We start from the raw sequence: 13,357 nt of genomic DNA, 5'->3' as shown, positions 1-13,357 counted from the left end.
GGCTTTCCGATCGTGCGCGGGGGCGCCCAGCAAGGCGGCCCCGCCGAACCCGTGTCAGTACGGGGTAACCAGATTTCACATTTGAGGAGTTGAAGACATGGGTAAGGGTGACCGCAAGACCGCCAAGGGCAAGCGCTACAACGCCAGCTACGGCAACGCCCGTTCGCACACCGCGAGCAAGGTCGCCGTAGGCGCCGCCGCCCCGGTTGCCAAGAAGACCGTGGCCAAGGCTCCGGCGAAGAAGGCTGTGGCCAAGAAGGCAGTGGCCAAGGCCGGCTGATCCGCCGACCGACCGGTCCAAAGAAAAACGCGGCGCTCGGCGCCGCGTTTTTTTTTGACCATGGCCAGGGCATGGCGCCGCGATCAGCGCAGGGTTTTCTGCAGCGTCTGCGCGTTGGCATCGTTGGCCGCTTCCGGCACCTGCAGCAGGTGCGCCAGCAGCGGGTAGACGTCGACATTGTCGAAACCGTCGATCACCAGGCCTTGCCGGAATGAAGGGCCACGGGCGACGAACACCGCGCGCATCGACGGCAACGCGTTGTCGTAGCCATGTGAGCCGCGATCGGCGTGCTCGCGCTTGGCGATCTTCTCGCGCGTCAGCGCGTCCCAGCCTTCATCCATCTGGCAGACGATGGCCGGCACGCGCGGATGGGTGCCGTAATGCCAGCGGGCCGGAAGGTTCTCCTTCTTCCAGCATTCGTAGTGTGCGTGGCGACCGAGCAGGGCACGCTCGGCCTCTGCTTCGCGTCCCACCACCGGCGCGAAGCCGACCGACTGGCCTGCGCTGACGTTGCGCGCGATGGCAGGGTCAACCATCGATTCGAGGGCGATCACCTGGCCCTCCGGCACCGACGCCATGCCGTGATCGGAGACCACGATCACGTTGGTGCTGTCGGCCAGGCCGTGCTGCTGCAGGCCATCGAGCACCTGGCCGATGACCTGGTCGGCATACACGATGGCCTCGGTGTACTGCCTGGATTCGGGGCCAAAGTTGTGGCCGGCCTTGTCCACGTGCTCCATGTACAGCGTGGTCAGGCGCGGCGCATCGGCATCGGTCTGCGACAGCCAGTCGAGCACCGTCTGCGCACGCTGTTCCAGCGGTTCCTTGGCGTCGTAAATGCGCCATTGGCTGGGCCGTGTGCCCTGGATCTCGGCTTCGCTGCCCGGCCATGAGGTGGTGGCGGTGCGCACACCGACCTTCTCGGCACCGACCCAGATCGGTTCGCCGCCCCACCATCCGCTGGTTGTCACCGCAGCGCGGTCGTGCAGCGCGAAGCGACCGAGCGCGGCATCGTCCATGCTGTTGTTGATGATGCCGTGGTGGTCCGGACGCAGGCCGGTGACCAGTGTGTAGTGGTTGGGGAAGGTGAGCGAGGGATAGGAGGGCGTCATCCAGCGCGCACGCACACCACCGTCGATGATCCGCTGAAGGTTCGGGGTTAGGCCGCGATCCAACGCATCGGCGCGCAGGCCGTCGATGGAGATCAGCAGCAGCTTCGGCGGGCTGGCGGGCGGCGTATTCGCCTCCGCAGCAGGTGCAGCGATGGTTGTCGAAGGCGAAGGCGTGGTGGTGCATGCGGCCAGGGGCAGCAGCAGCGCCAGCGTGCAGGTCAGGCGTACGGAAGTCATCCGCCCATGATAATCCGCAGCAATGACGTACCCAAGACACGCCAGCGCGCCTGTGGCGCGCTGGCGTGTCCGCGCATTTCACCTTATCTCCGCGCCTTTGGCGCGCCCCCTTGAACACGCCATCCCGCCGTTGGCGTGCTGGCATGTCCGCGCATTTCACCTTATCCCCGCGCCTTTGGCGCGCCCCCTTGAACAACAAGGGGGCTTCTTCTCCAGACAGATTACGGATGCTTCCATCCACGCATGGCGTGGATCTACCGGAACGAATCAATCCGACACCGCCCGACCACCCACGGATAGCCCGCTTTGGACGTTGATGTTGACGTTGATGTTGACGTTGACGTTGACGTTGCTCTGGCTTGTAGCGGGTGCAGGGCGCAGCCCTGCCTCCAACCCTCATGCAAACAGCGGTGCCTGTCGCTGCTCCAGTCGCAACAACGCCGCTTTGGTTTCCAGGCCGCCACCGAAGCCGGTCAACGTACCGTTGCTGCCGATCACGCGATGGCACGGCAGCACGATCGGCAACGGATTGCGGCCATTGGCCGCGCCGACCGCACGGGTCGCCGTCGGCTGACCCAGCTGCTGCGCCAGCTGCAGGTAGCTCCAGGTCTGGCCGAAGGGAATCAACGCCAGCGCGTGCCAGACGCGCAGTTGGAACGGCGTGCCATGCGGTGCCAGCGCCAGGTCGAAACCGCTGCGCTCACCGTGCAGGTACTGCAGCAACTGTTCGCGCGCCTCCGGCAATGCGCCGGGCGCGTAATGCCAGTGCTCGCGGCCGCGCGCAGGATGGCGGTTTTCCGGGAACAGAACGTGGGCCAGGCCATTCTCATCCCCGGCGATGGTCAGTTCACCGATCGGTGTATCGAAGCGATCGAACAACAGGTTCATGAGGGTTCTCCAACGAAAGTGCCGGACAGGTGCCACAGATGCAGCACGGCATAGGCGCGCCACGGGCGCCATGATTGCGAACGGGCCTCGGTGGCACGTTCGCTGAGGCGCTGGCCCTGTGCGTGGCCCAGCACCTGCTGCAGCACCAGGTCACCGGCGGGGAAGGCATCAGGCTGGCCCAGCCCACGCAGGGCAATGTACTGCGCCGTCCACGGGCCGATGCCGGGCAGGGCCACGCAGCGGGCGACGAATTCCTCCAGTGCCTGCCCCGGCCCGAAGTCCAGCTGGCCGCTGGCGCAGGCTGCGGCGAGGGCGCGCACGGTGGCGGCGCGGCTGCGTGGCAGGCCGATCGATTCCAGCGGCGCGTCGGCCAGTACGTCCGGCGCTGGAAACTGACGGTCGAATTCGGACGGCATGCCGGGCAGGTGCGCACCGTAGGCATCGACCAGCCGGCGCGCGAACGTGGTGGCCGCGGCCACGCTGACCTGCTGGCCCAGCACCGCGCGCACGCCCACCTCGAAGCCGTCCCATCCGCCTGGCACGCGCAGGCCGGGGCGCTCGGCGATGCCGCGCGCCAACAGCGGTTCATCGCCCAGCGCTGCGTGCACCTGCTGCAGGTCGGCGTCCAGGTCGAACACGCGACGCACGCGGCGCACGATGTCCGGAATCAGGCGTGGGTCGACCGCGCCCAGTTGCAAGCGCAGCTCGGGCCGCTTCGGGTCGGCGGTGACGCGCAGCAGAGCGGGGCGCTCGGCTGTGCCCAACACACGCTGGTAACTGTCTTCCCCGATCAGTTCGATGCCGGGCAGGCTGCGCTTGCGCAGGAAGGCCAGCATGCGGGGGAAATCCAGCGGCGGTCGGTAGCCCAGGCGCAGCACCAGCCCGCCATCGTCGGCGGCCAGGGGATGGTGTTGGCGGCGCAGTACGGTAGGCGCCATGCCGCAGCCCTGCAGGAATGCCGTATTGAAGCGGCGCAGGCTGTTGTAACCAGCGGCCAGTGCCACGTCGGTCACCGGCAGCGTGGTTTCGGTCAGCAGCTGCTTGGCCAGCAGCAGGCGATGGGTTGCGTGGATCTGCCCTGGCGTTGCGCCCAGCCGTTCGACGAACAGGCGTTGCAGCTGGCGTGCGCTGAGGCCGATCTTTCCTGCCAGCTCGGCCACCGGCTGGTCCTGCAGGAAGCCGGCATGGATCAGCGCCAGGGCCCGCTGCACGGCCTGTCCGGCCAGCGCCTGTTGTGCAAGCGGGGCGAGCTCGGGGCGACAGCGCAGGCAGGGGCGATAGCCGGCGGACGCAGCGGCCGCTGCCGTGGGGAAATAGGTGATGTTGCGCGGCTTCGGTGGTGGCGCCGGGCACACCGGCCGGCAGTAGATGCCGGTGCTGCGCACGGCGGTGAAGAACACGCCGTCGAAGCGTGCATCACGGGCCAGGCGGGCGCGATCGCAGGCGGCAGTATCGAGGGCGAGTGCGGTATCCATGGCGCCAGTCTAGGCGCCTGCGGGCGGTAGTACTCGCCATATTCGGACATGGATGCTGGAGGGGCCTGGCCGGGCTGCGCCCGGCACCCTCAACGGCAACAGCAACAGCAACGGCAACAGCAACAGCAACAGCAACAGCAACAGCAACAGCGGGCTAGCCGTGGGATGGCGGGGTGGGTCCGGTTGCAGGGGACGCTGCAAGTACGTCCCTGTAAGCTTGGCCGCGGCATCCATGCCGCGGACACCCCTGCAACCGGACCCACCCCGCCTTCGACAGGTTCCCGCTGCTGTTGGTGGGTGTCGACTTTCCGCTGCTACCGGTCGGCGTCGACCTTGGTCGACATGTAGATCCACGCCATGCGTGGATGGGAAGGGGGAAGACACTGGAATGGGAAATGACGGTGCGTGAGGGTCAGAACAGGTTCAGTGGCGGGCGCTGAATGCGCGCCATGGACGGGTAGACTGTGGTTCTTGCCTGTCTGAATCCGGTTGCCCGATGTCCGCCAAACTCCGCTGGTTGCCCCTTTTATTCCTGGCCCTGGCGGGCTGCAGCCAGTTGGAGAACCCGGGCAACGTCACCGCGGCCGACAAGGCCACGCGGGCCCCGGCCAGTGATGGTGAAAACATGGTGTCGATCAATGCCGCCGATGCGCCGCCACCACCGGCACAGGCGCGCAGCCGGGCTGATCGGCCCTGGCCGCAGGCGCAGCTGGAAAACGGCAAGGCCTGGGTCAGCTGCACCACCGATTACGCCGGCGACGGCGGCGATGGTGTTGAGCTGGAAGGACTGCAGCGCGAACAGCTGAAGCAGGCGCTGGCGCCGTGCGCCGAGCGTGGCCTGCTGCGCGTGCGCTACAACGGCAAGATCAACCCCGGGTTTGCCGAGATGATGTGGCGGCTGGCCGTGGTCGCCGACGAGCTGCAGATCCACAAGCGCATCCTGGATCTGGATTCCAGCGGTGGCCAGGTGGAATCGGCCATCGTTGCCGGCGACAGCATCGGCGAATCCGGCTGGACCATCTGGGTGCGCGAGGGCTCGATCTGCCACAGCGCCTGCGTGTTCGTGCTGGCTGCTGGCGACAACCGCCTGTTGACCGGCAAGGTCGGCATCCACCGCATGATGCGCATCAGTTCCAAGGCCACTTCGCGCGCGGAACTCAACCGCGAGCTGCACGAGGTCTATGACAACGTGAAGGATTATCTGCAGCGCAATGGTGTGGCGGTGGGTGTGGCCGACCTGATGATGACTGTGCCCAACCGCAGCCTGCGCCTGCTGACTGCCGAAGAGCTTCGCCAGTACGGCCTGGACGGGACCAACGCCGTGCAGGACGACCTGGAGCGGATCAAGCAGATGCGTACCTGCGGCGACGACTTCGTGCAGCGCAAGGATGCGTTCCTGGTGGCGTTCGACCAGCAGTGCAAGCGCGACGGTGCCGACATGGAATCGATCAACAGCTGTGGCCAGTCGCTGAAGCAGCGTTTCGGCTTCCCCGACCCGGTGTGCCCGGAGGAAAGCCCGCTGTCGGAGATCGACGTGGCTACGCTGCCCCCGGCACCGCCGGAGCAGCCGCCGGTGGCCGAGCAGCTGCCCGCGACATCGGCGGCACCGGGGGCGCAGGCCGAGGCGGGTGCGGTGGAAGGCAGCGTCCAGGCGCGCTGACGGCCCACTCACTGCGCTGGCGTAGACTGCGGTTCTTTCCATCGAACCGGCGGTGTCCATGAAGCGCGTGCTCCTGCTGCTGTCCCTGTTGCCCCTGGCTGCACTGGCGCAAACGCCGGCGCCGGCCACGCCCGCACCGGCCCCGGCTCGCCCCGCGCCGAGCGCACCGACGGCCGCGAAGCCGGCCACTGCTGCCGCGCCCGCGCTGAGCCCGGCCCAGCAGGCGCAGGTGCAGAAACAGGACGCGGAAATGGGCAGTGCCGCATTGAAGGCCGCGCAACTGGTCGACGCCAATCGGGCCGGTGAGTTGTGGGACGGCGCCTCGGCGGTTGCCCGCCGCGCAGTGCCCAAGGCGGCCTTCGTCAGCCAGCTTGCGGCAGACCGCACGCGTCTTGGCGCGCTGGCCGGGCGTGGCCAGCCGACCATCACCCGCGTGAAATACGCTGCAGGTGCTGCCGTGCCCGAGGGCCTGTACATCAACGTCAGCTTCCCGACCCGTTTCGCCAACAGCGCGCAGCCGGTACGCGAGCTGGTGTCGTTCCGCTTCGACGAAGACCAGACCTGGCGCTTGGCCGGCTACAGCCTGCGCGCATCCAGCCCCTGACGGAGATCGACGATGGCCACCGAACTGACGATGCTGGCGTGGGCGATGCTGCTGGGTTTCGTCTACATCTTTGCCGCCTCCACCGTGGTCACCCACGAGCGCGGGATGAAATGGAACGCTTCTGCACGAGACGACTCGTCCAAGCCGCTGAGTCCACTGGCTGGACGACTGCAGCGGGCGCAATCCAACTTCTTCGAGACCTTCCCGTTCTTCGCCGCCGCTGCGATTGCGGTGGTGCTGGCCGGGCGTGGCAGCGACACCACCGCGCTGGCGGCGCAGGTCTACTTCTGGGCACGCGTTGTCTACCTGCCGCTGTACGCAGCCGGCGTGCACTATGTGCGCAGCCTGGTCTGGCTGGTGTCGATCGTGGCGATCCTGGCGATGGTGTTCGCGCTGCTGTGACGCGCAGCTGATCCAGATCAAGGCCGGTCAGGCACGCAGCGCTATGCTGGCCGCGACTGGATCAACGGCAGGAGGCGCGCATGCGCAGGATGGACGTGGTGGTGGTCGGCGCCGGACCGGCCGGGCTGTGCTTTGCGCGCGCGCTGGCCAGCACTGGCCTGCAGGTGGGGCTGGTCGAGGCACAGCCGCGCCAGGCCCTGGCCGAGGCGGCCTTCGACGGCCGCGAAATCGCCCTGACCCATGCCTCGCGGCAAAGCCTGGAACAGCTTGGCCTGTGGCAGCGCCTGCCCGAAGCCGAGGTTGCCGAACTGCGCGACGCGCGGGTGCTGAACGGAGGTTCGCCCTTCGCGCTGACCTTCGCCAGCAGCCAGGTAGATGACCAGCCGCTGGGCTGGCTGGTGCCCAACCATTTGATCCGCCGCGCGGCCTGGCAGGCGGTGCAGGGCCAGGCCGGGCTGGAATTGTTTGATGGCCGCAAGGTGCAGGCGGTACGCGCCGACAGCCAGGGCCACGTGGTGCGCCTGGACGATGGCAGTGAGCTGCATGCGCGGCTGCTGGTATGTGCCGACAGTCGCTTCTCCGGCACCCGCCGCATGCTCGGCATCGGTGCGCAGATGCGTGACTTCGGCAAATCGATGCTGGTCTGCAGGATGCAGGTCGAGCGCGATCATCACCACACGGCGTGGGAGTGGTTCGGCTATGGCCGCACGATGGCGCTGCTGCCGCTCAACGAAGGCCAGGCATCGGCGGTGATCACCCTGCCGCCGCGGCAGATCGAAGCGCTGCTGGCGATGGATGAGATCGCGTTCGGGGAGGCCATCAGCGGCTTCTTCGAACACCGCCTGGGACGCATGCAGCCGGTGGCCACGCCACAGGCCTATCCCCTGGTCGGGGTATATGCGCACCGCTTTGTCGGCGAACGTTCGGCACTGATCGGTGATGCCGCAGTGGGCATGCACCCGGTCACCGCACATGGTTTCAACCTGGGCCTGGCCAGCGCGCAGCGGCTGGCGCAGGGCATCGCCGAGCAGCAGCGACGTGGAGCGGACATCGCCGCGGCCGGCATGCTGGGCCGCTACCAGCGCGGGCATCGGCTGGCGGCGCGGCCGCTGTATGAAGCGACCAATGCGATTGCCAGCCTGTATACCGACGACCGTCGTCCGGCGCGCCTGTTGCGGGCGGCCGGGTTGCGGGTGGCGCAGGGGGTGGCACCGTTCCGGCAGTTGATTGCCGCCCACCTGACCCAGCGCGTGGCCTGACGGCCAAGCGGTGACTTACGCGGCGGCCAGGACGCGGATCTGGCTGTCGTTGAACTCGACCACCTGGCCTGCGCGGATCTTGCAGGCCTTGCGCAGCTCGACCTCGCCATCGACCAGCACCAGGCCTTCGCTGATGACCATCTTGGCTTCGCCGCCGCTGGTGACCAGGTCGGCCAGCTTCAGCAACTGCTTGAGTTCGACGTAATCGCCGTCGAGGTCGAATTCGAGGATCTGCATGGAACGGGTTTCCTGGGGCAGGCGCTGCAGGACAGGGCCCGCGGCGGTAAAATGGGCGCCTATTGTGCGCCACGGCGGGCCGTAACGGCATGCCGTTGGCTTCCTGTACACCTTGTTCAGGCACAGTGCGGTATCATTCCGCTCTGAGCGAGTAAAACCTCAGCTCCAACCGAGCAGCGCCAGGGCACGCGATAAGAAGGGCGCCCAAAGCGCGGAATCCCCCTTTTTTTTCGCCTGCCATGCTCGTGGCAGTGCCTTCGGAGTTCCCCATGTCCCAAGAAACCCAAGCGCAGCTGCAGTTCGCGCAGCTCGGCCTGTCCGATTCTGTCATGCAGGCTGTCACTGCCATCGGCTACGAAACGCCGTCGCCGATCCAGGCTGCCACCATCCCGGCGATGCTGGAAGGCCGCGACGTGCTGGGCCAGGCCCAGACCGGTACCGGCAAGACCGCGGCCTTCGCGCTGCCGGTGCTGTCCAACATCGACCTGCAGCAGATCAAGCCGCAGGCCCTGGTGCTGGCCCCGACCCGCGAGCTGGCCATCCAGGTTGCCGAGGCGTTCCAGTCCTATTCCTCCAAGATCCCCGGTTTCCGCGTGCTGCCGGTGTACGGCGGCCAGCCGTACGGCCAGCAGCTGACGGCCCTGCGCCGCGGCGTGCACATCGTGGTCGGTACCCCCGGCCGCGTCATCGACCATCTGAACCGCAGCACGCTGGACCTGTCCGAGCTGAAGACGCTGGTGCTGGACGAAGCCGATGAAATGCTGCGCATGGGCTTCATCGACGACGTCGAAGCGGTGCTGAAGAAGCTGCCGGAGAAGCGCCAGGTGGCGCTGTTCTCGGCCACCATGCCGCCGGCCATCCGCCGTATCGCGCAAACCTACCTGAAGGACCCGGTCGAAGTCACCATCGCGACCAAGACCACCACCTCGGCCAACATCCGCCAGCGTTACTGGTGGGTGAGCGGCATGCACAAGCTGGACGCGCTGACCCGCATCCTCGAAGTCGAGCCGTTCGACGCGATGATCGTCTTCGCGCGCACCAAGGCCGGCACCGAAGAACTGGCCAGCAAGCTGCAGGCCCGTGGCCTGGCCGCTGCCGCCATCAACGGTGACATGCAGCAGGCCCAGCGTGAGCGCACCATCGCCATGCTGAAGGAAGGCAAGCTGGACATCCTGGTCGCCACCGACGTGGCCGCTCGTGGCCTGGACGTGGAACGCATCAGCCACGTGCTGAACTACGACATCCCGTACGACACCGAAAGCTACGTTCACCGCATCGGCCGTACCGGCCGTGCCGGCCGCAGCGGTGAAGCAATCCTGTTCGCCACCCCGCGCGAAAAGGGCATGCTGCGCCAGATCGAGCGTGCGACCCGCCAGCCGATCGAAGAAATGCAGCTGCCGAGCGTGGAAGCGGTCAACGACAACCGCATCAACAAGTTCACCTCGCGCATCACCGAAACGCTGGGCCAGGGCGGCCTGGACTTCTACCGCCAGCTGCTGGAGCGTTTCGAGTCCGAACAGAACGTACCGGCCATCGAAGTGGCCGCCGCACTGGCGAAGATGATGCAGGGCGATACCCCTTTCCTGCTGCAGCCGCCGGTGCGTGCACCGCGCGAAGAGCGTGCGCCGCGCGAGCGTTTCGAGCGCACTGAGCGCCCGGAACGTGGCGACCGCAACGAGCGCGGCCCGCGCTTCGAGCGTGGCCCGCGTCGTGACGATGCCGAGGGTGGCTTCGAGCAGCGCCCGCGCCGTGACGTGCCGCCGCGCGGTGCACCGGAGCAGGGCATGGAGACCTACCGCATTTCGGTCGGCCACCAGCATGGCGTGAAGCCGGCCAACATCGTCGGCGCCATCGCCAATGAAGCCGGCCTGGAAAGCCGCTTCATCGGTCGTATCGACATCCACGACGACTTCTCGCTGCTGGATCTGCCGGCACAGATGCCGTCGGACGTGCTGACCCACCTGCAGAAGGTCTGGGTGTCCGGCCAGCAGCTGCAGATGCGCCCGTTGGCCGCCGGTGAAGAGGTCAATCCGGCGCCGCGTCCGTTCAAGCCGCGCTTCGACAAGCGTGGTCCGGGCGGTCCGGGTGGCCCGGGAGCTCCGCGTCGCAGCGGTCCGGGTGGCCCCGGCGGCGACCGCGACAGCCGTCCGCCGCGTCGTGATGGCTTCAACAAGCCACGTGGCCCGCGCAGCTTCTAAGCCGCGCTGAAGTAGACGAACAACGCCAGCCTCCGGGCTGGCGTTGTTGTTTGCATGGCGCCAGGGCGGCCCGGCCGCCGCTGCCGATCACCGGCCGGGTCCGGTTTCGCATGGCCCACACATCTGCGGTTCTAGGCTGGCGCGGTTCCGTAGGAGATTGTCACCGCAGCACATTCGGGGGATCCAGGATGGGTAGAAGTGGCATGGACCAACAGCGTCGACGGGTACCGATGACCCGCGGGCTGGGACTGCGATTTGCGCTGTTGACGGGCATGGCGATCGGCTTGGTCGCGCTGTCGGCTGTGATCCAGGAGCTGCAGGCGGCATCGACCGCATGGATCGCAGGGCAGGGCTACTGGTCGCGGGGGCAGCAGGACGCCACCGCAGCGCTCAGCCGTTACCTGGCGCGTGGCCATCTGCAGGATCTGCAGGATGCCCAGACGGCACTGCAGGTTCCGTTGGGTGACCTGCAGGCCCGCAAGGCGCTGGAGCAACCCGAACCGGACGAGGCGAAAGCCCGCGCCGGTTTTCTGCGTGGGGGCAATGCCCGCGCCGACATTCCGCGGCTGATCTTCTCGTTCCGCCATGCGCGCAACGTCGGAGCCTTCCGCGAAGCCACCTGGTTGTGGCGGCAGACCGACGCAAACCTGCTGGCCATGCAGTCGCTGGCGGAGGAACTGCAACGGCGCCATGGCTCGGGACCGCTGGACGAGGCGACCGTGGATGACTACCTGCATCGGCTGCGTGGCATCGACCACCAGCTGCGCGGTCAGGCGCAGGCGTTCTCGCAGGCACTGCTGCGCATGGCCCGCGCGGTGCGCATCGCGACCCTGGCCGTGGGCGGCCTGTCGGTCCTGCTGATCAGCCTGATGGCGGTGGCTCTGGCGCGCCGGGTGGGCAAGGACCTGACCGAGCATGAGAGCCGCTTCCGGGCTGCCTTCTACCAAGCCAACGTCGGCATGCTCAAGCTGGATGCCGGCGGCCGGGTGGTGGAGGCCAACCAGGCGATGGCCGACATTCTCGACCATCGTCGGGACGTGCTGCTGCAGATGTCGCTGGCCGAGCTGCTGATGGAGGGCGAGCTGGTGATCGATGAGAGTGGCCACATCGACTGGGAGCGCCAGCTGCGACCGGGCGAGCTGCGCTTCCGGCGCCGCGATGGCAGCCTGGTGTGGGGGCGCTGGAGTGGTACCGGCGTGCGCACTGCCAGCGGCCGCCTCTCGGTGTTCGCCATCGTCGAGGATGTCAGCCAGAACCATGCCCTGGCACGTGAGATAGAGCACCACGCCAGCCATGACCCCCTGACCGGCCTGATCAATCGTCGGGAGATCGAGCGCCTGCTGGAAAAATCGCTGCTGCAGGTCCGCTCCGACGGTGGAACCCATGCCCTGGGCTACATCAACCTGGACCACTTCAAGCTGGTCAACGACAGCTTCGGCCACGCGGCCGGCGACCAGATGCTGCGCAGTTTCGCCGAGTACCTGGTCGGCGCGGTGCGCGATGGCGACTGGGTCGGCCGCCTGGGGGCGGACGAGTTCGCGGTGTTCCTTGCCCGCGCCAACCAGGATGAAGCCAAGCGTGTGCTGCAGCGGTTGATCCGCAACCTGGGCCAGGCCACGTTCCCGGTCAGCGAGGGCAGTCCCCAGTTGAGCTGCAGTGTCGGCGTGGTCGAAGTGACAGCCGAGGCGCCGGACGTGAACTGGTTGATGAGCGCGGCCGACAGCGCGTGCTATGCGGCCAAGCAGGCCGGTCGCAACCGCGTGCATTGCTTCAACGAGAACCGGCTGGCGCTGGAGGAGCGACGGCTGGAGGCCGAACGCCTGCAGGGCGTCAGTCGCGCCATGGCCGAGAACCGGATGCTGTTGTATGCGCAGCGCATCGCCAAAGTGGGTGATCCGTCCTACCTGCACTACGAGGTGCTGGTGCGCATGCGTGACAGTGACGGCGTGCTGCACCTGCCGGGCCAGTTCATGCCTGCGGTGGAGCGCTACGGCATGGCGGTGGTGCTGGACCGGCACGTGCTCGGCCTGCTGTTCCGCCACCTGCAGGTGTGCCCGGCGCACGTACGGCAGCTGGGCCTGTGCAACGTCAATGTATCGGCCCAGTCGATCGCCGAGCCGGGATTCCTTGCCTTCGTCTGTGACCTGCTGGAGCGCAACCGCGCGCTGGCGTCCAAGCTCTGTTTCGAGATCACCGAAACCGCGGCCATCGGTAACCTGAGCCAGGCGCGTGCCTTCATCGACGCGGTCAAGGCGCGCGGCTGCCGGGTGGCGCTGGACGATTTCGGCTCGGGCCTGTCCTCGTTCGGTTATCTGCGGCAGCTGTCGGCGGACATGCTGAAGATCGATGGGGCGTTCGTGCGCGACATGGACACCGATCCGGTCAGCCGTGCCAGCGTGCGCGCGATCAGCGAGCTGGGCCGCGAACTGCAGATGGAGGTGGTGGCCGAGTGGGTGGAGACCACCGAAATTGCCGAGGCGCTGGCCGGGATGGGCGTGCAGGGGCTGCAGGGTTATGCCATCGAACGGCCGCAGCCGTTGGAACGGCTGACCCTGGCTGACCTGCGACCGATGCGGTTGGCCGGTACGCAGGGGCCATCGGCTGTCGGCTGAAGGTGCTGCGGCCGGGCTGCGCCCGGCACCCTCAACCTCAACAGCAACAGCAACAGCAACAGCAACAGCAACAGCAACAGCAACAGCTGCATTCCGTGGGATGGCGGGGTGGGTCCGGTTGCGGGGGACGCCGCAAGTACGTCCCTGTAGGCTCGGTCGCGCCATCCATGGCGCTCACGCCCCCGCAACCGGACCCACCCCGCCTTCGACAGATTCCGGCTGCTGTTGGTGGGTGTCGACCTTGGTCGACACGTAGATCCACGCCATGCGTGGATGACATCCAATCCATTCATTGATTTCGAAACGGTATGAACATCCATCCACGCACGGCGTGGATCTACCAGATGGCGGGACACTGTCAGGGGTGGGGCGGTATGGGCAGGCAGGACCGTT

The 13,357-nt window shown here is 67.3% G+C and carries 11 protein-coding genes; 7 read left to right on the top strand and 4 right to left on the bottom strand.

Annotation, left to right across the window (positions count from 1 at the left end; all coding sequences use genetic code 11):
* Positions 1-97: 97 nt before the first annotated feature.
* A complete protein-coding gene (locus AC3WTC_RS04435) occupies positions 98-280 on the top strand; it encodes a 30S ribosomal protein THX (protein ID WP_025879339.1) in 183 nt (60 codons plus the stop codon).
* A gap of 83 nt (positions 281-363) precedes the next feature.
* Here the strand turns inward: AC3WTC_RS04435 and AC3WTC_RS04430 are convergent, their stop codons facing one another.
* From AC3WTC_RS04430 to AC3WTC_RS04420, 3 genes are all read right to left on the bottom strand, one after another.
* Positions 364-1,629 (bottom strand): alkaline phosphatase family protein, encoded by a 1,266-nt coding sequence (locus tag AC3WTC_RS04430; protein WP_492710731.1) that lies wholly within the window; start codon positions 1,627-1,629, stop codon positions 364-366.
* Between the two features lie 396 nt (positions 1,630-2,025).
* The gene (locus tag AC3WTC_RS04425; protein ID WP_025877732.1) at positions 2,026-2,517 is read right to left on the bottom strand and encodes a methylated-DNA--[protein]-cysteine S-methyltransferase; all 492 of its coding nucleotides are present in this window, start codon (positions 2,515-2,517) and stop codon (positions 2,026-2,028) included.
* Positions 2,514-3,992 (bottom strand): DNA-3-methyladenine glycosylase 2 family protein, encoded by a 1,479-nt coding sequence (locus AC3WTC_RS04420; protein ID WP_025877730.1) that lies wholly within the window; start codon positions 3,990-3,992, stop codon positions 2,514-2,516. The genes AC3WTC_RS04425 and AC3WTC_RS04420 overlap by 4 nt, the downstream gene beginning before the upstream one ends.
* A 496-nt stretch (positions 3,993-4,488) precedes the next feature.
* Here AC3WTC_RS04420 and AC3WTC_RS04415 point away from each other — a divergent pair, with 496 nt between their 5' ends.
* The 4 genes from AC3WTC_RS04415 to ubiM all read left to right on the top strand — a co-directional run bounded on the left by AC3WTC_RS04415 (position 4,489) and on the right by ubiM (position 7,917).
* Positions 4,489-5,652 (top strand): COG3904 family protein, encoded by a 1,164-nt coding sequence (locus AC3WTC_RS04415; protein ID WP_492710728.1) that lies wholly within the window; start codon positions 4,489-4,491, stop codon positions 5,650-5,652.
* A 58-nt stretch (positions 5,653-5,710) separates the two neighbouring features.
* Entirely contained in the window at positions 5,711-6,256 is a 546-nt protein-coding gene (locus AC3WTC_RS04410; RefSeq protein WP_032975755.1) for a DUF4019 domain-containing protein, read from the top strand.
* Between the two features lie 12 nt (positions 6,257-6,268).
* On the top strand, positions 6,269-6,658 hold the full coding sequence (locus AC3WTC_RS04405) for an MAPEG family protein (RefSeq protein ID WP_492710726.1): 390 nt from the start codon (positions 6,269-6,271) through the stop codon (positions 6,656-6,658).
* Positions 6,659-6,738: 80 nt separating this feature from the next.
* Complete coding sequence (gene ubiM, locus AC3WTC_RS04400) at positions 6,739-7,917, top strand: 5-demethoxyubiquinol-8 5-hydroxylase UbiM (protein ID WP_492710724.1); 1,179 nt, start codon at positions 6,739-6,741, stop codon at positions 7,915-7,917.
* Between the two features lie 15 nt (positions 7,918-7,932).
* On the opposite strand, the gene AC3WTC_RS04395 is transcribed toward ubiM, so the two are convergent.
* Positions 7,933-8,154, bottom strand: coding sequence for an RNA-binding S4 domain-containing protein (locus AC3WTC_RS04395; protein WP_025877723.1), 222 nt, complete (start codon positions 8,152-8,154; stop codon positions 7,933-7,935).
* Between the two features lie 269 nt (positions 8,155-8,423).
* Here AC3WTC_RS04395 and AC3WTC_RS04390 point away from each other — a divergent pair, with 269 nt between their 5' ends.
* On the top strand, positions 8,424-10,352 hold the full coding sequence (locus AC3WTC_RS04390) for a DEAD/DEAH box helicase (RefSeq protein ID WP_025877722.1): 1,929 nt from the start codon (positions 8,424-8,426) through the stop codon (positions 10,350-10,352).
* Positions 10,353-10,540: 188 nt separating this feature from the next.
* A complete protein-coding gene (locus AC3WTC_RS04385) occupies positions 10,541-12,964 on the top strand; it encodes a putative bifunctional diguanylate cyclase/phosphodiesterase (protein ID WP_100436014.1) in 2,424 nt (807 codons plus the stop codon).
* Positions 12,965-13,357: the final 393 nt, after the last annotated feature.

This window comes from Stenotrophomonas sp. FW305-C-20-S1, assembly GCF_058783335.1.
Note: the sequence above shows the minus strand (reverse complement) of the source record. Positions and strands in the feature narration are given on the sequence as shown.

What these genes read in the sequence shown, in the direction of transcription:
- AC3WTC_RS04410 (WP_032975755.1), top strand. Translation starts at nt 5,711, where the DNA reads ATGAAGCGCGTGCTCCTGCTGCTGTCCCTGTTGCCCCTGGCTGCACTG.
- AC3WTC_RS04395 (WP_025877723.1), bottom strand. Translation starts at nt 8,154, where the DNA reads ATGCAGATCCTCGAATTCGACCTCGACGGCGATTACGTCGAACTCAAG.
- AC3WTC_RS04430 (WP_492710731.1), bottom strand. Translation starts at nt 1,629, where the DNA reads ATGACTTCCGTACGCCTGACCTGCACGCTGGCGCTGCTGCTGCCCCTG.
- AC3WTC_RS04385 (WP_100436014.1), top strand. Translation starts at nt 10,541, where the DNA reads ATGGGTAGAAGTGGCATGGACCAACAGCGTCGACGGGTACCGATGACC.
- AC3WTC_RS04415 (WP_492710728.1), top strand. Translation starts at nt 4,489, where the DNA reads ATGTCCGCCAAACTCCGCTGGTTGCCCCTTTTATTCCTGGCCCTGGCG.
- AC3WTC_RS04425 (WP_025877732.1), bottom strand. Translation starts at nt 2,517, where the DNA reads ATGAACCTGTTGTTCGATCGCTTCGATACACCGATCGGTGAACTGACC.
- AC3WTC_RS04390 (WP_025877722.1), top strand. Translation starts at nt 8,424, where the DNA reads ATGTCCCAAGAAACCCAAGCGCAGCTGCAGTTCGCGCAGCTCGGCCTG.
- AC3WTC_RS04420 (WP_025877730.1), bottom strand. Translation starts at nt 3,992, where the DNA reads ATGGATACCGCACTCGCCCTCGATACTGCCGCCTGCGATCGCGCCCGC.
- AC3WTC_RS04405 (WP_492710726.1), top strand. Translation starts at nt 6,269, where the DNA reads ATGGCCACCGAACTGACGATGCTGGCGTGGGCGATGCTGCTGGGTTTC.
- AC3WTC_RS04435 (WP_025879339.1), top strand. Translation starts at nt 98, where the DNA reads ATGGGTAAGGGTGACCGCAAGACCGCCAAGGGCAAGCGCTACAACGCC.
- ubiM (WP_492710724.1), top strand. Translation starts at nt 6,739, where the DNA reads ATGCGCAGGATGGACGTGGTGGTGGTCGGCGCCGGACCGGCCGGGCTG.